Annotated in this window: 20 protein-coding genes; 8 read left to right on the top strand and 12 right to left on the bottom strand. The window is 71.2% G+C overall.

All coding sequences use genetic code 11. The annotated features are described in order from the left end of the window. Positions 1 to 33: 33 nt before the first annotated feature. Together ACFYWI_RS17315 and pip are read right to left on the bottom strand one after the other, a co-directional pair. On the bottom strand, positions 34 to 1005 hold the full coding sequence (locus tag ACFYWI_RS17315) for an SCO0930 family lipoprotein (protein ID WP_389232311.1): 972 nt from the start codon (positions 1003 to 1005) through the stop codon (positions 34 to 36). 216 nt (positions 1006 to 1221) lie between these two features. Further along, entirely contained in the window at positions 1222 to 2184 is a 963-nt protein-coding gene (gene pip, locus ACFYWI_RS17310; RefSeq protein ID WP_389232308.1) for a prolyl aminopeptidase, read from the bottom strand. A 49-nt stretch (positions 2185 to 2233) separates the two neighbouring features. On the opposite strand from pip, the gene ACFYWI_RS17305 reads away from it, so the two are divergent. Together ACFYWI_RS17305 and ACFYWI_RS17300 are read left to right on the top strand one after the other, a co-directional pair. Next, positions 2234 to 2728: a MarR family winged helix-turn-helix transcriptional regulator gene (locus ACFYWI_RS17305; protein WP_389232305.1), complete on the top strand. Its 495-nt coding sequence runs from the start codon at positions 2234 to 2236 to the stop codon at positions 2726 to 2728. Positions 2729 to 2898: 170 nt separating this feature from the next. Continuing rightward, entirely contained in the window at positions 2899 to 3417 is a 519-nt protein-coding gene (locus ACFYWI_RS17300; protein ID WP_389232302.1) for a hypothetical protein, read from the top strand. A gap of 60 nt (positions 3418 to 3477) precedes the next feature. Here the strand turns inward: ACFYWI_RS17300 and ACFYWI_RS17295 are convergent, their stop codons facing one another. After that, positions 3478 to 4158: a hypothetical protein gene (locus ACFYWI_RS17295; protein ID WP_389232299.1), complete on the bottom strand. Its 681-nt coding sequence runs from the start codon at positions 4156 to 4158 to the stop codon at positions 3478 to 3480. A 298-nt stretch (positions 4159 to 4456) separates the two neighbouring features. On the opposite strand from ACFYWI_RS17295, the gene ACFYWI_RS17290 reads away from it, so the two are divergent. Further along, positions 4457 to 5122: a class F sortase gene (locus tag ACFYWI_RS17290; RefSeq protein ID WP_389232296.1), complete on the top strand. Its 666-nt coding sequence runs from the start codon at positions 4457 to 4459 to the stop codon at positions 5120 to 5122. Between the two features lie 67 nt (positions 5123 to 5189). On the opposite strand, the gene ACFYWI_RS17285 is transcribed toward ACFYWI_RS17290, so the two are convergent. Continuing rightward, positions 5190 to 6056, bottom strand: a complete 867-nt coding sequence (locus ACFYWI_RS17285; protein ID WP_389232293.1) for a polysaccharide deacetylase family protein — start codon at positions 6054 to 6056, stop codon at positions 5190 to 5192. A 101-nt stretch (positions 6057 to 6157) separates the two neighbouring features. Then, positions 6158 to 9472, bottom strand: coding sequence for a bifunctional lysylphosphatidylglycerol synthetase/lysine--tRNA ligase LysX (gene lysX / locus ACFYWI_RS17280; RefSeq protein WP_389232290.1), 3315 nt, complete (start codon positions 9470 to 9472; stop codon positions 6158 to 6160). Between the two features lie 60 nt (positions 9473 to 9532). Between lysX and ACFYWI_RS17275 the strand changes: the two genes are divergently transcribed. The 3 genes from ACFYWI_RS17275 to ACFYWI_RS17265 all read left to right on the top strand — a co-directional run bounded on the left by ACFYWI_RS17275 (position 9533) and on the right by ACFYWI_RS17265 (position 11422). After that, entirely contained in the window at positions 9533 to 9994 is a 462-nt protein-coding gene (locus ACFYWI_RS17275) for a universal stress protein (protein WP_389232287.1), read from the top strand. Positions 9995 to 10169: 175 nt separating this feature from the next. Beyond that, complete coding sequence (locus tag ACFYWI_RS17270) at positions 10170 to 10712, top strand: sigma-70 family RNA polymerase sigma factor (RefSeq protein WP_389232284.1); 543 nt, start codon at positions 10170 to 10172, stop codon at positions 10710 to 10712. Between the two features lie 170 nt (positions 10713 to 10882). Further along, complete coding sequence (locus ACFYWI_RS17265) at positions 10883 to 11422, top strand: hypothetical protein (protein WP_389232281.1); 540 nt, start codon at positions 10883 to 10885, stop codon at positions 11420 to 11422. A gap of 43 nt (positions 11423 to 11465) precedes the next feature. Here ACFYWI_RS17265 and ACFYWI_RS17260 read toward each other — a convergent pair whose 3' ends face one another. The 5 genes from ACFYWI_RS17260 to ACFYWI_RS17240 all read right to left on the bottom strand — a co-directional run bounded on the left by ACFYWI_RS17260 (position 11466) and on the right by ACFYWI_RS17240 (position 15929). Next, on the bottom strand, positions 11466 to 12692 hold the full coding sequence (locus ACFYWI_RS17260) for a sensor histidine kinase (protein WP_389232278.1): 1227 nt from the start codon (positions 12690 to 12692) through the stop codon (positions 11466 to 11468). Beyond that, the gene (locus ACFYWI_RS17255) at positions 12689 to 14422 is read right to left on the bottom strand and encodes a cation acetate symporter (protein ID WP_389232274.1); all 1734 of its coding nucleotides are present in this window, start codon (positions 14420 to 14422) and stop codon (positions 12689 to 12691) included. Before ACFYWI_RS17255 ends, ACFYWI_RS17260 begins: the two co-directional genes overlap by 4 nt. A gap of 23 nt (positions 14423 to 14445) precedes the next feature. Next, positions 14446 to 14826: a hypothetical protein gene (locus ACFYWI_RS17250; RefSeq protein ID WP_389232271.1), complete on the bottom strand. Its 381-nt coding sequence runs from the start codon at positions 14824 to 14826 to the stop codon at positions 14446 to 14448. A 60-nt stretch (positions 14827 to 14886) separates the two neighbouring features. Then, complete coding sequence (locus ACFYWI_RS17245; RefSeq protein ID WP_389232268.1) at positions 14887 to 15036, bottom strand: hypothetical protein; 150 nt, start codon at positions 15034 to 15036, stop codon at positions 14887 to 14889. 89 nt (positions 15037 to 15125) lie between these two features. Continuing rightward, entirely contained in the window at positions 15126 to 15929 is an 804-nt protein-coding gene (locus ACFYWI_RS17240) for a LytR/AlgR family response regulator transcription factor (protein WP_389232265.1), read from the bottom strand. A gap of 157 nt (positions 15930 to 16086) precedes the next feature. On the opposite strand from ACFYWI_RS17240, the gene ACFYWI_RS17235 reads away from it, so the two are divergent. Further along, entirely contained in the window at positions 16087 to 16770 is a 684-nt protein-coding gene (locus tag ACFYWI_RS17235; RefSeq protein WP_389232262.1) for an anti-sigma factor family protein, read from the top strand. A 102-nt stretch (positions 16771 to 16872) separates the two neighbouring features. Here the strand turns inward: ACFYWI_RS17235 and ACFYWI_RS17230 are convergent, their stop codons facing one another. Beyond that, complete coding sequence (locus ACFYWI_RS17230; RefSeq protein ID WP_389232259.1) at positions 16873 to 17331, bottom strand: ArsI/CadI family heavy metal resistance metalloenzyme; 459 nt, start codon at positions 17329 to 17331, stop codon at positions 16873 to 16875. Positions 17332 to 17361: 30 nt separating this feature from the next. Beyond that, positions 17362 to 18741, bottom strand: coding sequence for an NAD(P)-binding domain-containing protein (locus ACFYWI_RS17225; RefSeq protein ID WP_389232255.1), 1380 nt, complete (start codon positions 18739 to 18741; stop codon positions 17362 to 17364). A 267-nt stretch (positions 18742 to 19008) separates the two neighbouring features. Between ACFYWI_RS17225 and ACFYWI_RS17220 the strand changes: the two genes are divergently transcribed. Next, positions 19009 to 19368, top strand: a complete 360-nt coding sequence (locus ACFYWI_RS17220) for an ArsR/SmtB family transcription factor (RefSeq protein ID WP_389232252.1) — start codon at positions 19009 to 19011, stop codon at positions 19366 to 19368. Positions 19369 to 19396: the final 28 nt, after the last annotated feature.

The raw sequence follows: 19396 nt of genomic DNA, 5'->3' as shown, positions 1-19396 counted from the left end.
CGGGCCGGCCCTGCCGGAGGCGCAGCGTGGGGACTACTTGGGCGCTCCGACCGGCTTGCCCTCGGGCGAGACGGCGAACCAAGTGCCGCCGACGCCCTGGCCGTTGGTGTCACCCGGCTTCTTGTCGCCCGCGAAGGTGTAGATCGGCCAGCAGTCGATGGTCTGCTGCTTGATTCCGTCGGGCCGGTCGAAGGTGACGAAGCCCTTCTTGAGGATTCCCTCGGTGTCGTTCTTGTCCACGGGCTCGACGACCGGCCACTTGTCGAGGCACGCGCCGGTGCAGGCCGTCTTCATCGGCCAGGCCGAGTCCTTCGTGAAGCGGTAGACGGTCATACCGTTCTTGTCGACGACGATCTCGCCGAGCTTGGGGTCCTTCTTGACGGACAGGCCCGCGAGGTCGGCCGGCTCGCCTCCCTCGCCCTCGGCTCCCTCGCCACCACCGGCGCCCGGAGCGGCCTTCTTGCCGTCGGGAGACGCCGCGTACCAGGTGCCGCCGACGCCCTGGCCCTTGACGTCACCGGGCTTGGTGTCCTTGGCGTAGCGGTACATCGGCCATCCGTCGATGGTGAGTTGCTTGGAGCCGTCCGCCCTGGTGACCTCGCCGATCAGATCGGCGTCGGTGCCGGGTGCCGCGGACGCGCCGCCGGCCGCCACGACGGGCCATGCCTTCGCGCAGTCGCCCTCGCAGTTCGACTTCGGCGGCTTGGCCGTGTCCTTGTCGAAGCGGTAGAGCGTGAAGCCCGCGCTGTCGGTGACGACCTTGCCGAGGTCTTTGCTCTCCCAGACCGCGAGCTGGCCGGCGGGCTTGGCGGCCGCCGCCGCGGCTCCGGCGCCGGCGCCGGCCGACCCGTATCCGTCGGAGCCGTAGCCGGCATCCGCGGGGTTGGCCGCGCCGACCGCCTGCCCGTTGGGGGTCTCGGTTCCCTTCTCCTGACCGCACGCCGTCGTCAGCGCGAGTACGGCCGCCGCAGTCACCGCGAGGGAGGCGTTACGCCAGGTGTTCATGTCCACTCCCGTTAAGTCCATCGAACCCGTTCCGGCGCTCGGGTGCGCCGTTCATGGCCCTAGGTACGGACGGACGGTCGGCCTGTGTTCAACGTTCTGGAAAAAATCTTTCCCGGCGTTCCCCCCGTGCGGGAACGAAGGGTTGAATTCCGGCTGTCTCCAGGGGAATTCGCCCCGCGAGGGAATGGCTGGATCTCAACTGCATCATCGGGCCCATCAGTCACAGCGCGCAAAGCGATCGAGCGCTCCGGCGACCCGTACCTGCATCGACACGCTGCCCTTGTGTCCCGCGTCGTCCAGGACCACCAGTTCCGCATCCGTCCAGACGCGCGTCAGTTCCCAGGCGGTGCCGAGCGGACCGCTGAGGTCGAGCCGGCCATGGAAGAGCACGCCCTCAATTCCGTTCAGCCGTCCCGCGTCGCGCAGCAGCGCGCCCTCCTCGAGCCAGGCGCCATGGGCGAAATAGCGGGAGGCTATCCGCACAAGGGCGAGCCGAGCCGCGGAAGGCCGGTCGCTGTAGGGGGCGGGCGAACCGTGCGGCTCCAGCGACAGTACGGCGTCCTCCCAGCGGCACCAGTCGGCCGCCGCCTTCTCCCGCACCACCGCATCGGGGTGTTCCATCAGGCGGGCGTACGCGGCCACGAGGTCGCCGTCCCCCTCCGCCTCGCGAGCGCCGGCCCGGAAGCTGTCCCACTGTTCGGGGAAGAAGCGCGCCACCCCGCGGTAGAGCCAGTCGATCTCCGACCGGCGGGTCATGGTGACTCCGTTGATCACGATCTGTGACACCCGCGCGGGGTGCCGCTCGGCGTAGGCGAGGATCAGGGTCGAACCCCACGAGCCGCCGTGCAGCAGCCAGCGCTCGATACCGAGGTGTTCGCGCAGGCGTTCCATGTCGGCGATCAGATGGCCGGTGGTGTTGTGCCGTAGGTCGGCGGCCGGGTCACTGGCGTGCGGTGTGCTTCGTCCGCAGCCGCGCTGGTCGAACAGGACGACGCGGTAGAGCTCCGGGTCGAAGTAGCGGCGCATACCGGGAGTGCAGCCCGAGCCCGGACCGCCGTGGACGACGAGAGCGGGCTTGCCGTCGGGGTTGCCGCACACCTCCCAGTGCATGAGGTGGCCGTCGCCGACATCGAGCATCCCCTGCTCGTACGGCTCGATCGGCGGATGCAGCTCTGCCATGGCGCGACGCCCCTCCCGGGAGATATAACAGCGCTGTTATATTAACCCCATGGACTCCCCCGCCCCCGGCCCGGAACTGCTCGGCACCCGGCTGCGCCTGCTGCTCGGCCTTCTGGAGGCCGATGTCGCCGCGGTCTACAGCGATCTCGGCCTGGCCGAAGTGCGCCCGCGCTACACGCCGGTGCTGCGCACGCTGGCCCGCCGCGGACCCAGCTCCATCCAGGACCTGGCCGCCGCCGTCGGCGTGACGCACTCGGCCGCCAGCCAGACGGTGGCCCACCTGGTCAAGGACGGCCTGACCGTCGTCGGCCCCGGCCGGGACGGCCGGCAGCGCATCACATCCCTGACGCCGAAGGCCGAGTCCCTGCTCCCCGCGCTGGACGCCGAATGGGAGGCGACCACGGCGGCCGCCACCGCCTTCGAGGCCGAGCTGTCCTTCCCGCTGAGCGAGCTGATCGGCGAAGCGCTCGAGGCCCTGCGGCGGCGGCCCATGCGCCGCCGGATCGCCGACGCGGCCCCCCATCTCATCCCCGGCCGGAACTGACACGGCGACACGCCCTCGCTACCGCCACCTGGGGGACGCCTGTGCCCCGAATGCCCGATACCGATCGCGGTCGATTCATCCCGCTTTTAGCGTTTCGGTGATCGAGGTGCACTTAACGCCCCTTGTGGAACCGTTCCGCAACTGCTCCTCGGAGACCCGGAGGACTGACCATGCGCGCGATACGTGCCGCATCCGCCGCTCTGCTGGGAGTGGCCGCATTCGGACTGACCGCTCCCACAGCCATCGCTGCCACTGACATCAACACCACTCCGTACGACTTCCGCGTCACCCCCTCGACCGTCGCGCCGGGCGGACGCGTCGCCCTGACCGCGGGTGGCTGCCCCAGCACGACCACCGTGACCTCTGGTGTCTTCGACACCGTCACCATCCCCCAGAACGGGTCCACCACGGCGACCGTCGATGCCGACGCGAGGCCCGGCGCCGTGTACTCGGTGCAGTTCAACTGCATCGGCCGCATCGGGACCATCGACCTCACCATCGCCGGCGGAACGGCCCGTCCGACCGTCAGCTCGACCGGGGCGCCGGCCCTGGGCGTCCGCGGCGGCCTGGGCGGCAGCATCGACCGTCTGAACGCCGGCGAGATCACCGCGGGCTCCGCCCTCGTCCTCGCCGCGGCCGCCGGGACCGTCATCGCCGTCCGCAGGCGTAATGCGAGCCGTCAGCACTGAACCGCACGTCGCCCCGAGTCCTGGCCGGGACTCGGGGCGACGTGCGGGAGGTTCGGCCGGTCAGGCCTGTCCGCCGAACCGGCGACGGCGGGCGATGAACAGGCTGCCACCGACGGCCGCGGTCGCGACCAGGCCGGCGCCGACCGCCATCTCGGTCGAGGAGGGGCCGATCGACCCACCCAGACCACCTGCCGCACCCCGGCCGGAGAGCACCCTGAACTGGGCTCGCGCCGCGTTCTGGCTGCCGACGCAACGCACGGACAGGTTGTAGCGCCCGGGAATCGCGTTGTTCCTCACCCTCGCGACGGCCACGGCACGGCCGTCCGAGCGGCCGCCCAAGCGGTCGTCGAAGTCCCCGCCGCGACCGTCGAGACGGTCGTCGAAGCCCAAGCGGTCGTCAAAGTCCCCGAGACCGAAACCGTCCGGGTCCAAGCGGTCGTCGAAGTCCAAGCGACGATCGAGGTCCCTGTCCCTGTCGAAGTCCCTGTCCCTGTCCCTGTCCCTGTCCCTGTCCCTGGACAGCTGTGCGTCCGGGAAGGCGTTCGACCTGACCACGCCACCGCGGTCGCAGCCGTCGACCCTGATGGTCAGGAGGCCTCCCTGGAAGACATTGCGAGGACTGACCTGGACGTTTCTTGGACCGGAGTTGTTCGGCCCGCCGCCTGCGGCGGCCAGTGGAGCGCAGAGCCCGACGGCCGCGAATGCGGTCGCGGACAACGCTAGAGCGCGTGCAGCACGCATCGTTGAACCTCCTACGGAAGACGCCCCAAAGCCGGGCTCCGGGATATTCGACGAGTACGCCTTCCATGACGAACCCTCACTGGGGGGTTGATTCGTCGCATTTCGGTATTGGTCCGCCCCGGTGAGCCGACACGCCGACCGGTCTGACGGAGCCGCAGGTCACAGACCGTCAGAAGTTTTATCTGCTCATTACTCGGATGGGTCATCACGTTCGGTCCCCGCCACCCGTTCGCCCTTCCCTCCTCGCAGCCCTCCCAGCACGCGCTTAGCGTGCCCATAGGCGTAGGAAGGGAGAACCATGGGCCAGAAAGCAGGCGGCTCGGAGTCGAGGAAGCGCTCGCCCTGGGGCGTACTGGCTCTCGTCATGCTCAGCGGGATCGCTCTGATGAAGAACGGAGTGGACGTAGGCCTGGGGCCGCCCCAGCCTGCGCATGCCGCGGCGCAGAACGGCCGCTCCCAGGGGGAGACGTTCCTGCCCGTACCACTCGAGCCGATGTCGTACGCCCCACCGGCACGGGTGAGGATCCCGTCGCTCAAGGTGGACGCCCCGATCGTGGACGTGGGCCTGGATCAGGACGGCTGGGTGGAGGCCCCGCCCCCGGAGAACACCAACCTCGCGGGCTGGTACCAGAACGGGATCTCCCCCGGCCAGCGTGGCACCGCCGTGATCGTGGGGCACGTCGACAACCAGGCCGGCCCCGCCGTCTTCTACGGGCTCGGCTCGCTCCAGCAGGGACAGCAGATCGAAGTGCCCCGGGTCGACGGACGCGTCGCGGTCTTCGAGATCTACGGCATCGAGGTCTTCTCCAAGCACGACTTCCCGGGCGTGCGGGTGTACAGCGACACGGGCCAGCCGGAACTGCGGGTGATCACCTGCGGCGGCGGCTACTCGCAGGCGAGCGGTTACGACGGCAACGTCGTCGTGTTCGCACGGATGGTGAAGACCATCGCGGCCTCGCGCTGATCACCGCCTCCCCGCGCCACCGCCGCTCGGCGTCCGGCCCCCGCATCACCGTTCCGTCCCGTTCCGCTCAGCGGTGCGGGACGGTGATGCGGTATCCGCCGTTCAGCAGTTCCGGCAGATAGCTGCGCAGCGCCGCGACACTCTGTGACCGCTCGCCGCCCGCGTCGTGCGACAGCACCACGACCCCGGGTCCTGCGCCCTCCCGTACCCGCCGCACGATCACTTCGGTGCCGGGCTCCGTCCAGTCGAGTGTGTCCACGGTCCAGGCGAGCGGCTCCATGCCGAGCTCGGCGCCGATCTCGAACGAGTGCCTGTTCCAGGCGCCGTAGGGGGCGCGGTACCACAGCGGCGCCTCGCCCAGCACCTTTTCGACCACCTCGCTGGTACGGCCCAGCTCATCGCGGATCCTGGACGGCGCCAGGGCGGGGATCAGCGGGTGCGACCAGGTGTGATTGCCGATCACATGCCCGTCGTCGGCCATCTCGCGCAGCAGGTCGCGGTTGGCGGGGACCATCTCGCCACACACGAAGAACATCGCCCGCACGTCGTACTTGCGCAGCGTGCGCACGATGTCGGGCGTGTAGCGCGGGTCGGGTCCGTCGTCGAAGGTGAGCACCATGGCCCGGCCGATGTCCGACACCTCGAGAAAGGGTCGTGTGCGCACCGGCGGAGTTGTCCGGCGCAGGACCGGCGTGGCGTATCCCGTCATGGGCTGGAGCCGGTAGCCGGAGGCGTTGAGCGGCCGGGTCGGGCCCGGCCGCCCACCGGGTGGCGGACCACCTGCCGGTGGGCGGGCGGGCGGCGTGGTGGCCGGCGTCGGTCCCGGGGTCCGCAGCCGCTCGGAGGCGAAGAGTCCGGCGGCGCCGGCGACCCCCAGGCATGCCACGATACGGAGGACCGAGCGACGGTCGAAATTCAGCTGATCCTTTTTCATGACCAACTGCTTGCACGGCAGGCGCCGCAGGCCGCTCCTCCACACCGGGCGTGCGGAGGAAACCACCCGATGGAAGCAGTGCGGCGTGGCAGGGGGGTACGTCAGGTACGGCGGACCAGGGGGAAGGGCAGCGTCTCGCGGATGGTCAGTCCGGTGAGAAACATGACGAGCCGGTCGACGCCGATACCCAGGCCGCCGGTCGGCGGCATGGCGTACTCCAGCGCGGCGAGGAAGTCCTCGTCGATCTCCATGGCTTCCGGGTCGCCGCCTGCCGCGAGCAGCGACTGCGCGGTGAGCCGGCGCCGCTGCTCCACCGGATCGGTCAACTCCGAGTAGGCGGTGCCCAGCTCCGTACCGAAGGCGACCAGGTCCCAGCGTTCGGCCAGCCGCGGATCGCGGCGGTGCTGGCGGGTGAGCGGGGAGACATCGGTCGGGAAGTCCTTGTAGAAGGTGGGCAGTTTCGTGCGTTCCTCGACCAGTCGCTCGTACATCTCCAGGACCACGTCGCCGCGGGTGTCGTCGGGGATGTGCGGGACGCCCGCCCGGTCGCACAGGGTGCGCAGCGTCTGCTCGTCGGTGTCGGCGTCCACCTCCTCCCCGAGCGCCTCGGAGATCGCCCCGTACACGGTCTTCACCGGCCAGAGGCCCGAGATGTCATGGGCGACGAGCGTGCCGTCCGGGCCGGCCTTGTGGGCGACCGGGGAACCGAAGGCGGCGGTCGCGGCGCCCTGGATCAGTTCGCGGGTCAGCGCGAGCATCTCGTCGTAGTCGGCGAAGGCCTGATAGGCCTCGAGCATCGTGAACTCGGGGTTGTGCTTGTAGGAGACGCCTTCGTTGCGGAAGGTGCGGCCCATCTCGAACACCTTCTCCAGGCCGCCCACGCACAGCCGTTTGAGGTACAGCTCGGGGGCGATGCGCAGATACAGGTCGAGGTCGTAGGCGTTGATGTGGGTGGTGAAGGGCCGGGCGTTGGCACCGCCGTGGATCTGCTGGAGCATCGGGGTCTCGACCTCGAGGTAGCCGCGGTCCAGCAGTCCCTGGCGCAGCGCCTGGACCGCGGTGGACCGCCGACGTACGACATCGCGGGCGTCGGGGCTCGCGACAAGATCCAGATAGCGCCGGCGCACCCGGGCCTCGGGGTCGGCGAGTCCGTGCCGCTTGTCGGGCAGCGGGCGCAGGCATTTGCCGGTCAGCTGCCAGTCGGTGACGAAGAGGGAGAGTTCTCCCCGGTCGCTGACGCCGACCTCGCCGGTGGCGGTGATGTGATCGCCGAAGTCGACGGTGGAGGTGAAGCCGTCCAGCACGCCCGGGCCACAGCCGTCGCGGGTGAGGGCGAGCTGGAGGTCGCCGGACCAGTCGCGCAGGACGGCGAACACGACGCCGCCGAGGTCGCGTACGACCATCACTCGTCCGGCGACCGTCTCCCGTTCGCCGTTGCGGGTGCCAGGGGCGGCGACGGGGTGCGCGGCGCGGATCTCGGCGAGGGTACGGGTGCGCCGGGCGATGGCGACGGGGTACGGGTCGACGCCGCCGGCGCGCAGCCGCTCCATCTTGGTGTGGCGGACGCGTACCTGCTCGGGAAGCCGCTGCTCCCGCGTCTCGGCGGCCGAGGGCGGCGCGGCAAGGCCGAGGGAGTCGATGGCCGGCAGCCCCTCGGTCGTGACGGGTGCGACAACGCCCCGGGGCCGCCCGGTGTGTCGCCCGTTCCCCCACATGGTGCGCAGGCTCGGTACGGACACGAAGCCTTCGGCGATCCCGGAGGCGAGACCGACGTGGGCCAGCGAGCCCGCGTCCGCGTAACAGAGGAAGCGCGGGTACCAGTCGGGCTGGTACTTGACGTTGGACCGGTAAAGGGCCTCGAGCTGCCACCACTTGGAGAGGAACAGCAACAGCCTGCGCCACAGCCGCAGCACGGGGCCGGCCCCGATCCGGGCCCCTTGTTCGAACACCGACCTGAAGACCGCGAAGTTGAGCGAGATACGGCGGACGCCGGTTCTGCCGACGTGCGCGCACAGCTCGGCGACCATGAACTCCATGATGCCGTTGGGCGCTCTGGGGTCGCGGCGCATCAGGTCGAGGGAGATCCCGTCCTCGCCCCAGGGCACGAACGACAGCAGCGCGATCAGCTCGCCGTCGCCGTCGAAGGCCTCGACGAGCAGGCAGTCGCCGTCGGCCGGGTCGCCGAGCCGGTCCAGGGCCATGGAGAAGCCGCGTTCTGCCTCGGTGTCCCGCCAGGCGTCGGCCTTTGCGACGATGCGCCGCATCTCCTCGTCGGTGAGGGCGCGGTGGCGGCGGATACGGGTGTGGGCGCCGGTCCGCTTCACCCGGTTCACGGCCTGCCGGGTCACCCGCATGTCCCGCCCGTTCAGGTCGAAGCGGGCGACGTTCACGATCGCCTCGTCACCGAGCTGGATCGCCCCGAGGCCGGAGCGTGCGAAGGCCCTGGCCCCTTCCTCGGACGCGCCCATGACCGCCGGGGCCCAGGCGTAGCGCCGGGCGACGTCCAGCCAGGCCTCGATGGCGGGCGTCCATGCTTCGCGTTCGCCGACCGGGTCGCCGCTGGCCAGAGCGACTCCGGCCTCGACGCGGTAGGTGACGGCGGCCTTCCCGCTGGGCGAGAAGACGACGGCCTTGTCACGCCGGGTGGCGAAGTAGCCGAGCGAGTCCTGGGCACCGTAGGCGCCGAGCAGGGCGCGGATGCGGGGCTCCTCGTCGCCGTGCAGGGCGGCTTCCAGGCGCTGGGAGCGCAGCAGGGTGTAGGCCGCGGCGAGGAGGGCGAGGGCGCCGAACAGGCCGAGCAGGAAGAACAGGCCGCGGGGCGGCCGGCCGTCGAACTGGTCACCGGAGACCAGCCCGCCGAAGACGCGGTTGGCGGCCCAGAGCAGGCGCTGCCCCTGCGGGAGCCCGCCGGGGAACAGCTCGACCAGGCCCCAGCCCACCAGTACGCCGGCGGCCAGGCCCAGGACCAGGACGGCCAGGGCGCGGCGCAGGGCGCCGCGTCGGCTGCGGGCGTAGAACTGGCCGCGGGCCACGACCAGCACCGCCAGGGCGAGCAGGCACACCACGAGATTGAGGACCCAGATCCAGTCCGGTTCGGCCACGAGCAGCAGGACGTCGGAGAGCACCAGCAGCGCCAGATAGGTGACGACGAGCCACCATGCCGCCCTCTTGCGGGCTCCGACGGCGGCGGCGAGCAGCAGCAGGAAGACGGCGTAGGCGAGGTTGGCGCTGACCGGGACGGCGACGCGGTCCAGGAACAGCACGACGGGCCGCAGCAGCCTGCGCAGAGGCGGGATGAGGGCGAGCAGGACGCAGAGGGTCCCGAGCAGACCGAAGAACATCGCGAACGCGCCGGGCACCTTGGCCGCCAGGCTGCCGCGGGCGGGAGTGGGCTGCTCCGCCACGGTGACACTCATGATTGGCACTCTAGGGAGCCCCTCGGCGGCCCGCCTGTCGGAGCCGATAGCCTCGATCGTGTGACCGAGCACCCGCCTCACCGGTTCGAACGCGGAACGGACGGCCCCAAGGTCGTCCTCGTGGGCGTGGACGGATCCGACTCCTCGCTGCGGGCCGCGGCGTACGCGAGTGGCCTGGCCCGGCGGCAGAACGCGCTGCTCGCCATCGTGTACGTGCAGCCGATGATCTCGGCGGGCGCTGCGCTGGGGGCGCCGGTGGCGGACACCACCGGGGAGATCGCCGAGGGCCTGGTGACGGAGATCCGCACGGCCGCGGAGAGGGTCAGGGGCATCTGGGACGTCCGCTGGGAGTTCCACACCTTCCGCGGTGACCCGTACGGCGGACTGGTCACCGCGGCCGACGAGCTCAAGGCGGACGCCGTGGTGGTGGGGGCCTCGGAGTCGGCCGGGCACCGGATCGTCGGTTCGGTCGCCGTGCGGCTGGTGAAGGCGGGCCACTGGCCGGTGACCGTCGTGCCGTAGGCGGCCGGGCGGGCGCTCGGCAGGGCCCCGATCAGGCCGGTCGACCGTTCACCGCACCATTCGTCGCTCGGTGCGACCGTTCGCCGACGACCGCTGTACGCCGCCTGTCCCTGGGCGCCCGGATGCGTTCGTATACGCCACGTGGCAGCGACCTCTGCGCGAAAGGGTGTTGGCAATGGCGACGGCGACCGCGACGACCGACGAGCGGGCCATGGCGGAGCTGCAGCGTGAGCACGGCCCCGCTTTGCTGAGCTTTCTGCAGGGGCTGACCTACGGCGATCAGCAGCGCGCCGAGGACCTGCTCCAGGAGACGTTCGTCAAGGCATGGCAGCACCCCGAGGCGTTCGACGCTCCGTACGAGTCGATGCGGCCGTGGCTCTTCACGGTCGGCCGCAGGCTCGCGATCGACGCCCGCCGCTCGCGCATGGCCCGCCCCACGGAGATCGGCGACGGCGTCCTCGCCGCCACCGCCGATCCCGCCGACATCACCGAGAGCGCCGTCGCCGCCCTCGATGTCCGCGCCGCCGTCGGGTCGCTCAGCCCCGAGCACCGCGCCGTGCTGGTGCAGATCTACTTCCACGGACTGAGCGTGAACGAAGCCGCCCGAGCGCTCGGGATACCGCCGGGAACCGTCAAATCGCGATCGCACTACGCTCTGCGGGCACTCGCCCGCGGACTGCCCGGCTACAGCAGGGCGCGCCGTCCCGTCCGCCACTGACGCCCCGCCCGACGAACCCTCCCCCTCGGGCCACGTCGCAGACGTGGCCATATGCGAAACGTCACGTTCAAGTTGAGAAAAGTAGGGTCCCCAGCCGTGTCAGACGGTGGAGGCTCGTGGTCGGGGCGCGGACGAAGCGGACGAAGTCGTACGGGAGAGGGTGAGTGCGGGTGCAGCCCGAGAGTACGAATGGCACCAGCGGTGGCGGGCTGGCCGTGCCCATGGCGTGGCTGTGCGCCGAGTACATCGCCGACGAGATGCTGCGCACCAGCGCTCTGGTGGAGAGCGGCTCTCTGGAGTTCCGGGCGGGGCGGCACACGCTCGCGCTCACCATCCATCTGTGCGACAGCGCGGACGAGTTCTCCGCCGAGGGCACGGCCGCCCGGATAGAGGAGTGGCTGGCGCTCACCTCCTACGGCCACCCCTGGAAGGAGTGGGTGCAGGAGCGCCTGGCCGCGAGAGCCGCGCACGGCGAGGCCCTGCGCGGAAGCTGCCCGGACGGCGGGGCAGATCCGGATCAGGCTCTGGCCACGGATGCCTGGCGGTGGCTGTGCGGGACCGAACTGCTCGCCGCCGACCTCGGGGACGTCGAACCCTGGCAGGCCGCGCACCAGCCGCTGGAGCGGGGCGTGGACGAGGGCGTGCAGGTGTGGACGCCGGCCTGGCAGCTGGGGCTGCCGCTCGGCCACCTGGCCGTTCACCTGTACTGAGCCGTGGGGTGTCAGGGGCCCCGTGTGTCAAGGGCCCCGTGTGTCAGGGGCCCGAACGCGGGACCGCCGACGAGTGCACCCCCGCGCGGTACTTGGGTATCCGGACCGTGATCTTCATGCCGGCGCCGACGGCCGTCTCGATGACCAGGCCGTGCTCGTCCCCGTAGACCTGGCGCAGCCGTTCGTCGACATTGCACAGGCCGATGCCCGACGACCGGGTCCGCTCCCCCGCCAGGATTCCCCGCAGTACGTCCGGGTCCATGCCCACGCCGTCGTCCTCGATGGTCACCACCGCCTCCGCGCCCGCGTCCTGCGCCATGATCGTGACGCGGCAGACGTTCCTGGAGTCCTCGAGACCGTGCTTGACCGCGTTCTCCACGAGCGGCTGCAGACACAGGAACGGCAGGGTCACCGGCAGCACTTCCGGCGCGACCTGGAGTGTCACCTTCAGCCGGTCGCCGAAGCGGGCCCCCGCAAGGGCCAGATACTGCTCGATGGAGCGCAGCTCGTCGGCGAGATGCGTGAACTCGCCGTGCCTCCGGAACGAGTAGCGCGTGAAGTCGGCGAATTCCAGAAGCAGTTCACGGGCACGCTCGGGATCGGTGCGGACGAACGAGGCGATGGCGGCGAGCGAGTTGAAGATGAAGTGCGGGGAGATCTGAGCGCGCAGCGCACGGATCTCGGCCTCGATCAGCCGGGTGCGGGAACGGTCGAGCTCGGCGAGCTCGAGCTGTACGGAGACCCACCGGGCCACCTCGGTCGCCGCCCGCACCAGCACGGCCGACTCCCGGGAGCCGTAGGCGACGAGGGCGCCGAGCACCCCTTCCTCGCCGGTGAGCGGGGCGATGACCACCCAGCGCAGCGGGCACTCGAGGTCCGCGCACTCGCAGTGCACGCTCTGGCTGCGCCCGGATTCCAGCATTTCGGCGACACGCACCATCACCTGCTGCCGGTGATGGTCGGCACCCGGGCCGTCCCAGGCGAGCACGGATTCCCGGTCGGTGAGGCAGAGCGCCTCGGTGCCCAGCAGCGAGCGCAGCCGCCGGGCGGCCTTGCGAGCCGTGTCCTCGGTGAGCCCTGCCCGCAGCGGGGGCGCGGCGAGGGAGGCGGTGTGCAGGGTGTGGAACGTCGCCCGTTCGACGGGCGTGCCGAGGTCGCCTCCGGCGTCACGGCGCGCCGTGACGCGGCCGGCCACGAGCCCGATGGCGATGCCGATCGCGAGCAGTACCGCCCCCGCCGCGGCGAGCGCGGCCACTCCCGTCCCGGTCATCGCGGTACTCCTTCCTGCTGGGGCCTGCCGACGAGGTCTTCCGGCAGATGCAGCCGGGCGAGGATGGCTGCCGCGCCCGGAGGTATGTGCCGGGGGGTGGCCAGGGACACGGCCACCATGGTCAGAAAGCCGAGCGGTACCGACCACAGGGCGGGCCAGGCCATCAGCGTGTGCGGCCAGCCCTCGGGAGCGAGCCCCGCGCGGGTGGCCATCACGGCGGTCAGCGCCGCCCCGCCGCCCACCACCAGACCCGCCGCCGCGCCGGGCGGGGTGAGTCCGCGCCACCAGATGCCGAGGACCAGCAGCGGGCAGAACGACGACGCCGAGACGGCGAACGCGAGTCCCACCGCGTCGGCCACCGGCACCTTGGTCGCCACAATGCTCAGCGCGAACGGGACGGCCACGGCGAGCAGGGTCGCCAGACGGAAGTGCCGAACGCCGCGCGAGGGCAGCACGTCCTGGGTGAGGACCCCCGCCACGGACATGGTCAGTCCGGACGCCGTGGACAGGAAGGCGGCGAAGGCGCCACCGGCCAGCAGGGCCCCGAGCAGCTCGCCCGCGAGCCCGCCGACGATCCGCTCGGGCAGCACCAGGACGGCGGCGTCGGTGGCCCCGGTGAGCGCGAGGTCGGGTGCGTAGATCCGGCCGAGTGCGCCGTAGACGGGCGGCAGCAGATAGAAGGTGCCGATCAGCCCCAGAACGACAAGTGTGGTGCGGCGTGCGGCGCGCCCGTTGGGGCTGGTGTAGAAGCGGACGGCCACATGCGGCAGCCCCATCGTGCCGAGGAAGGTGGCGAGGATCAGTCCGTACGTCGCATAGAGCTGATAGCCGTCCCGGCCGTCGGACAGCGGCTGGGACCAGGTGAAGGTGTTCGTGCCCGACGCGGCCCGCTCGGGCACCCGGGCGCCCCGCGGGAAGGCGAGCGAGGTGCCGGCGTCGATACGGTGCATGCCCTTGTCGAGGGTGAGCCGGTGCTCGTGGTGGCGGGTCCCGTCGACCTTGCCCGTGACGGTCAGCGTCAGCGGCTCGTCGATCTCCACACGGACGGTGTCGCCGATACGGACGACGGTGTGCTCGCGGAAGACCGCGGGGGCGTCGAAGCGGGCGCGCGGCGCGTCGTCGCCGGCCCAGGCCGCCACGAGGAAGAGCGCGGGCACCAACAGGGCGGTGAGCTTGAGCCAGTACTGGAATGCCTGGACGAAGGTGATGCTGCGCATGCCGCCCGCCGCGACGGCGCCGGTGACGACCAGGGCGACGACGAGAGAGCCGAGCCAGTTCGGTGCGCCGGTGAGGATCTCCAGGGTCAGACCGGCGCCCTGCAGCTGCGGCAGCAGATACAGCCAGCCGATGCCGACCACGAACAGACTCGCCAGCCTGCGCACCGGCACGGATTCCAGCCGTGCCTCGGCGAAGTCGGAGAGGGTGTACGCCCCGGAGCGGCGCAACGGGGCGGCGACCAGCACCAGCAGGACGAGGTGGCCGGCGGTGTAGCCGACCGGGTACCAGAGCAGGTCGGGACCTTGGAGCAGCACCAGTCCGGCGATGCCCAGGAAGGAGGCGGCGGACAGGTACTCACCGCTGATCGCGGCGGCGTTGAGGCCGGGCTTGACCGTGCGGGATGCCACGTAGAAGTCGGAGGTGGTGCGCGATATACGCAGGCCGAGGGCGCCTATGAGCACAGTGGCGAGCACCACGACGGTGACGGCGGCCACCGCGTAGGTCTGGTTCACGTGGGCTCCCCCGGCGGCACGGGTCAGCGTCCTTCGAGGAGCCTGGTGAAGTCGCGTTCGTTGCGCTCGGCCCGGCGTACGTACCAGCGTGCGATCAGCCACATCACGGGGTAGACCCCGACACCGAGCGCGGCCCAGATGAACGGCTCCGGCGAGGCGAGGCTGCCGCCGAGGGCGGCCGGAAGGGCGAAGAGCAGGGGCAGCGAACCGACGACGAGAGCGAGCGACCCGAGGGCGTACAGCGCGGCGCGCAGCTGACTGCGCATCAGCGAGCGCACATAGGTGGCGCCGAGTGTGGTCTGCTCACTGATCTCCGAGCGGGCCGGCGCATGTCCGGGGGGCCGCCGGGCGCCGCGCGGCACTCCGGTGACCACCACGCGGCGTGGGGGTTGCTCTGCAGACATCGGCGTCCGCTCCAGCGTCTGTCGGCGACCTCGGGAGTTGTGGAGTCTACGCAGGGGGGATTACCGATGGTAGAGACCGGCCGTGAGCGCTGCGTCGGTGCGCTCACGGACGCACGGCGCGCCGCGCGGGGCCCGTCGAGCGGTCACACCGGTGCGCTGGGCGCAGTCGCTCAGGGCGATCTCCAGCTCGACGTAGGACTCCTCGGCCATGAAGAGGGGTCGGCCCACCTCGGCCCGACGCGGTGCGGGGCCGGCCCGGACAGGCCGACTGCTGAGCAGGGGTCGGGCCCCGCCTGGGGTCAGCCGCGGGCGTGGCGCATCAGCAGGTCGCGGAGTTGGCGGGCGTGGCGGCGGCTGACGGCGAGTTCGGCCGCGCCGACCCGGACGGTCGTCGCCCCGGCGTCCAGGCGCAGTTCGTCGATGCGGCCGAGGGCGACCAGGTGGCTGCGGTGAATCCGTACGAAGCCGCGGGACCCCCAGCGTTCCTCCAGTGTGGAGAGCGGAATCCTCACCAGATGGCTGCCGTCCGCGGTGTGGAGCCTCGCGTAGTCGCCCTGGGCCTCTACATAGGTGATGTCGTCGATCGGTACGAAGCGGGTGACACCGCCCAGTTCGACGGGTATCTGCTCGGCGCCTCCAGCCGTGCCTGAGCCGGCGGGCGCCGCAGCGGGCGCGGCTGCCGCAGAGTCGGCCCGGTGCGGCTCGCGCGCGACGAGGGCCAGGTCGCGGACCCTGCGGACCGCTTCCGCCAGCCGCTCCCTGCGCACCGGCTTGAGCACATAGTCGACGGCCTTCAGGTCGAAGGCCTGCACGGCGAAGCCCTCGTGCGCGGTGACGAAGACGATCAGCGGCGGGCGGGCGAACCCGGCGAGCAGCCTGGCCACGTCGAGGCCGGTGAGGCCGGCCATGTGTATGTCGAGGAAGACGACGTCGATGGCGTCCTCGCCGTCGGGGCCGGCGTCCAGCGCACGGCCGATGCGGCGAAGGGCCTCGGTGGCGTCCGTCGCCCCCTCTGCGCTGCGGATACGTGCATCGGAGCGCAGGAGATAGAGCAGTTCTTCGAGCGCCGGTTTCTCGTCGTCGACAGCCAGTACGCGCAGCATGCTGCGGAGTGTAGGCGGGGCCTCGGCGCCGCGGCCATGTCCGCGGCTCCCACCTCCTGGTATTGCGTTGCGTTCGCAGCGCACTGCGTTGAGTGCAAAGCGGACCTGTTCCGTATTCCAGGGCGACCGTCCGAACGTGATGAATCGAGGACCGCCCATGGACCGGCAGCAGCGGCACCAGGACGTCGCCGCCTATGCGCTGGGCATCCTGGAACCCGCCGACGCATACCTGTTTGAGGAGCATCTTTCCGCGTGCGTCATGTGCGCGGTGCAGCTGTCCGACTTCACCTCGCTCGCGGCGGCCCTGTCCCGGCTCGGGAGCCCCGGCCGGATCGACGTACGCCCCACACCCCGGTTGCTGGAGCGGCTGACCGACGCGATCGCGTGGGAGCGCCGCCGCGAGCGGCGGCGGCGGATGCGGCTGGTCGCGGCGGCGGCCGCCCTGATCGTCACGCTGCCCGTCGGTGCGGTGGCTCTGACGGCGGACGCGGGCGGTGCGGGCCCGGAGGCACCGCCCGAGCAGCGGGTCACGGCGAGCGATCCGGCGACCGGGGTCAGCGCCTCGGTGGCGCTCGTGGACGGGGGCTCGGGCACATCGGTCGCCATGCGGCTCGCCGGTCTGGCCGGACCGAGCACCTGTCGGCTGATTGCGATCGGCAAGGACGGCGTGGAGCATCCCGTGCTCAGCTGGACCGTGCCGCCCGGCGGCTTCGGGATGGGTGGGGGCGAGGGCCATGAGGGGCCTCTGGACATCGCGGGGAGCACGGGCCTGCACACTGCGGAAATCGGCCGGTGGGAGGTCCGCGCGGACAGCGGCGAACGGCTGCTGTCGATCGGCTGATGATCCGGCCCCGGAAGCGGCGCGGACAGGGCGGCAGGAGGCCGCGACCGGTCGCGGATTCCGGTCGCGGCCTCGCGGGTGTGAAGGCCGGTCATCGTTGGATCAGCAGCAGCCGCCTGCGGCGACGGGCTCGGCCGCCTCGGCGGTGTCCGGGCCGGCGCAGCAGGTGCTGTCCTGTTGTCGGGTGAGGATGTCGGCATCGGCCTTGACCACGTACACCTCCCATGGTTCCCGTCCGGGGCCGTGGACCCAGACCTTGTCCTGGAGGGCGTAGCAACACGTGGTGTTGTTCTCCTCGGCGGTGGCCAGGCCCGCGTCGCCGAGGCGGGTGGTCGCGGCATGGACGGCGTCGGTGGTGTCGACTTCGACGCCGAGATGGTCCATGCGGGTGTCCTCACCCGGTTCCCCTTCGATGAGGACGAGCTTGAGCGGGGGCTCTGCGACGGCGAAGTTGGCGTAGCCGTCGCGGAGCTTGGCGGGCTCGGTGCCGAAGAGCTTGGTGTAGAAAGCGATGGATGCGTCGAGGTCGGGGACGCGAAGGGCGAGCTGTACGCGGGACATGACGAGCCTCCTGCAGGGGTGGGTGGGGTGTCAGCAGCCGCCGGACGCGGCCGGGGCGCCGGCGCCGATCCGGAGGGCGGTGGGAGTGGCACAGCATCCGCCGCCGTTGCTGTCCGCGTTGCCGGTGTCGGACTCGTCGAACAGGCCCGCGCCGCCGCACACACCGGTCTCCGGGAGGGTGAGTTCGACGCGCTCGGCCGCCTCCTGGTCGCCGGCGAGGGCGGCGGCGACGGAGCGGACCTGCTCGTACCCGGTCATGGCGAGGAACGTGGGGGCGCGGCCGTAGGACTTCATGCCGACGAGGTAGACGTCCTTCTCGGGGTGCGAGAGCTCCCTCGCGCCGTGCGGGTGGACGGTACCGCAGGAATGGACGTTGGGGTCGATCAGCGGGGCCAGTTCGGTCGGTGCCTGCAGACGCTCGTCCAGGCCCAGGCGCAGCTCTTCGAGGAACGAGAGGTCGGGCCGGAACCCGGTGAGCACGATGACTTCGTCGATCGGGTCCAGACGGCGGCCGTCCTCGGCCACCAGCACCAGCTGCGCGCCGCTTTGGTCGACCGCGGTCGTGCGGAAGCCGGTGACGGCGTCCGCATATCCGTTGTCGACAGCTGCCTTGGCCGCGAGGCCGAGTGCGCCGCGAGCGGGCAGCTGGTCGGCTTCGCCGCCGCCGAAGGTGGAGCCACCGATGCCGCGCCGAAGGATCCACACCGCGCGGGTGCCGGGGGCATCCTCGGCGAGGTCGGCCAGGTAGGCGAGGGCGGTGAAGGCGGAGGCGCCGGATCCGATGACGGCGGTGCGCCTGCCCTCGTAACGCGCCCTGACGGACGGGTCCTTGAGGTCGGGGACGCGGTAGGAGATGCGGTCGGACGCGGCGCGCTCACCGAGCGCGGGCAGTCCGTCGCCGCCGATGGGGCCGGGCGTGGACCAGGTGCCGGAGGCATCGATGACCGCACGGGCGGTGATCCGCTCCTCGGTCCCGTCGGCGTTCACGAGGTGCACGGTGAGGGGCTGCCGCTCGCGGTCGGCGTCCACGACGCGGTCACGGCCGAGGCGGGAGACGCCGGTGACGCGGGCACCGAAGCGGACCGTGTCACCCAGCACGTCGGCCAGTGGCTGGAGGTACTGCTCGGCCCAGTCGCCGCCGGTGGGGCAGGTGTCGCCGTCGGGCTTCACCCAGCCGGTGGGGGCGAGCAGCTTCTCCGCCGCCGGGTCGACGAGCTCGGCCCAGGTCGAGAAGAGGCGTACGTGGCTCCACTGCCGAACGGCACTGCCCGCACTGCCTCCGGCCTCCAGGACCAAGGGCTCAAGGCCACGCTCGGCGAGGTGGGAGGCGGCGGCCAGGCCGATCGGGCCGGCTCCGATCACCACGGTGGGCAGGGCGGTGGCGGGTACCTCCGCAGTCGGCGCGGTCACGATGACTCCCCCTTCTGTTTCGACATCTGTCGATGTCTTCTGTTGCCAGCATGGCACCTGCTTCGATGGACGTCAACATAGACATTCATCAAAACAAGACCGCTGGAGCTTCCTCTCCGGCCTCGGCGCGCTCGACATCCTCCGCCTCCCTGCGGGGTCCCGGCAGCGACGCCACGTCGCATACGTCCGTCGGCGGCACATCTCGCCCGGCCATAGGCAGTACGGCACCCCTTGGGCACCTGGTTCGACATGTGTCAACATAGACACATGTCGAATACGGAGCTGCCGCTGCTCGAGCCGGAGACTGTGGCGCCCTGCTGCCCGCCGCTGACCGAACGCGCGCTGACGGCGGAAGAAGCCGTGCGCACGGCCGCGATGTTCAGAGCGCTCGGCGATCCGGTCCGGCTGCGCCTGTTCTCCCTCGTCGCCGCACACGAGGGCGGCGAAGCCTGTGTCTGCGACATCTCCGACGTCGGCGTCTCCCAGCCCACCGTCTCCCATCATCTGAAGAAGCTGAAGGAGGCCGGCCTGCTCACCTCCGAGCGGCGGGGCACCTGGGTGTACTACCGGGTCGAGCCCTCCGTGCCGGCCGCGATGGGGCAGATGCTGCGGCACTACGGCGCCTGACTTCACCCCCGCTCTCACTGCACCGGCC

It is taken from the genome of Streptomyces sp. NPDC002889 (assembly GCF_042888425.1).
GTDB lineage: Bacteria > Actinomycetota > Actinomycetes > Streptomycetales > Streptomycetaceae > Streptomyces.
Note: the sequence above shows the minus strand (reverse complement) of the source record. Positions and strands in the feature narration are given on the sequence as shown.

Excerpts from the sequence above, each read along its gene's own strand:
- ACFYWI_RS17315 (WP_389232311.1), bottom strand. The coding sequence starts at position 1,005 with ATGAACACCTGGCGTAACGCCTCCCTCGCGGTGACTGCGGCGGCCGTA.
- ACFYWI_RS17240 (WP_389232265.1), bottom strand. The coding sequence starts at position 15,929 with ATGCTGCGCGTACTGGCTGTCGACGACGAGAAACCGGCGCTCGAAGAA.
- ACFYWI_RS17260 (WP_389232278.1), bottom strand. The coding sequence starts at position 12,692 with ATGACCGGGACGGGAGTGGCCGCGCTCGCCGCGGCGGGGGCGGTACTG.
- ACFYWI_RS17250 (WP_389232271.1), bottom strand. The coding sequence starts at position 14,826 with ATGTCTGCAGAGCAACCCCCACGCCGCGTGGTGGTCACCGGAGTGCCG.
- ACFYWI_RS17295 (WP_389232299.1), bottom strand. The coding sequence starts at position 4,158 with ATGCGTGCTGCACGCGCTCTAGCGTTGTCCGCGACCGCATTCGCGGCC.
- ACFYWI_RS17245 (WP_389232268.1), bottom strand. The coding sequence starts at position 15,036 with ATGGCCGAGGAGTCCTACGTCGAGCTGGAGATCGCCCTGAGCGACTGC.
- ACFYWI_RS17285 (WP_389232293.1), bottom strand. The coding sequence starts at position 6,056 with ATGAAAAAGGATCAGCTGAATTTCGACCGTCGCTCGGTCCTCCGTATC.
- pip (WP_389232308.1), bottom strand. The coding sequence starts at position 2,184 with ATGGCAGAGCTGCATCCGCCGATCGAGCCGTACGAGCAGGGGATGCTC.
- ACFYWI_RS17305 (WP_389232305.1), top strand. The coding sequence starts at position 2,234 with ATGGACTCCCCCGCCCCCGGCCCGGAACTGCTCGGCACCCGGCTGCGC.
- ACFYWI_RS17235 (WP_389232262.1), top strand. The coding sequence starts at position 16,087 with ATGGACCGGCAGCAGCGGCACCAGGACGTCGCCGCCTATGCGCTGGGC.
- ACFYWI_RS17220 (WP_389232252.1), top strand. The coding sequence starts at position 19,009 with ATGTCGAATACGGAGCTGCCGCTGCTCGAGCCGGAGACTGTGGCGCCC.
- ACFYWI_RS17230 (WP_389232259.1), bottom strand. The coding sequence starts at position 17,331 with ATGTCCCGCGTACAGCTCGCCCTTCGCGTCCCCGACCTCGACGCATCC.
- ACFYWI_RS17270 (WP_389232284.1), top strand. The coding sequence starts at position 10,170 with ATGGCGACGGCGACCGCGACGACCGACGAGCGGGCCATGGCGGAGCTG.
- lysX (WP_389232290.1), bottom strand. The coding sequence starts at position 9,472 with ATGAGTGTCACCGTGGCGGAGCAGCCCACTCCCGCCCGCGGCAGCCTG.
- ACFYWI_RS17290 (WP_389232296.1), top strand. The coding sequence starts at position 4,457 with ATGGGCCAGAAAGCAGGCGGCTCGGAGTCGAGGAAGCGCTCGCCCTGG.
- ACFYWI_RS17300 (WP_389232302.1), top strand. The coding sequence starts at position 2,899 with ATGCGCGCGATACGTGCCGCATCCGCCGCTCTGCTGGGAGTGGCCGCA.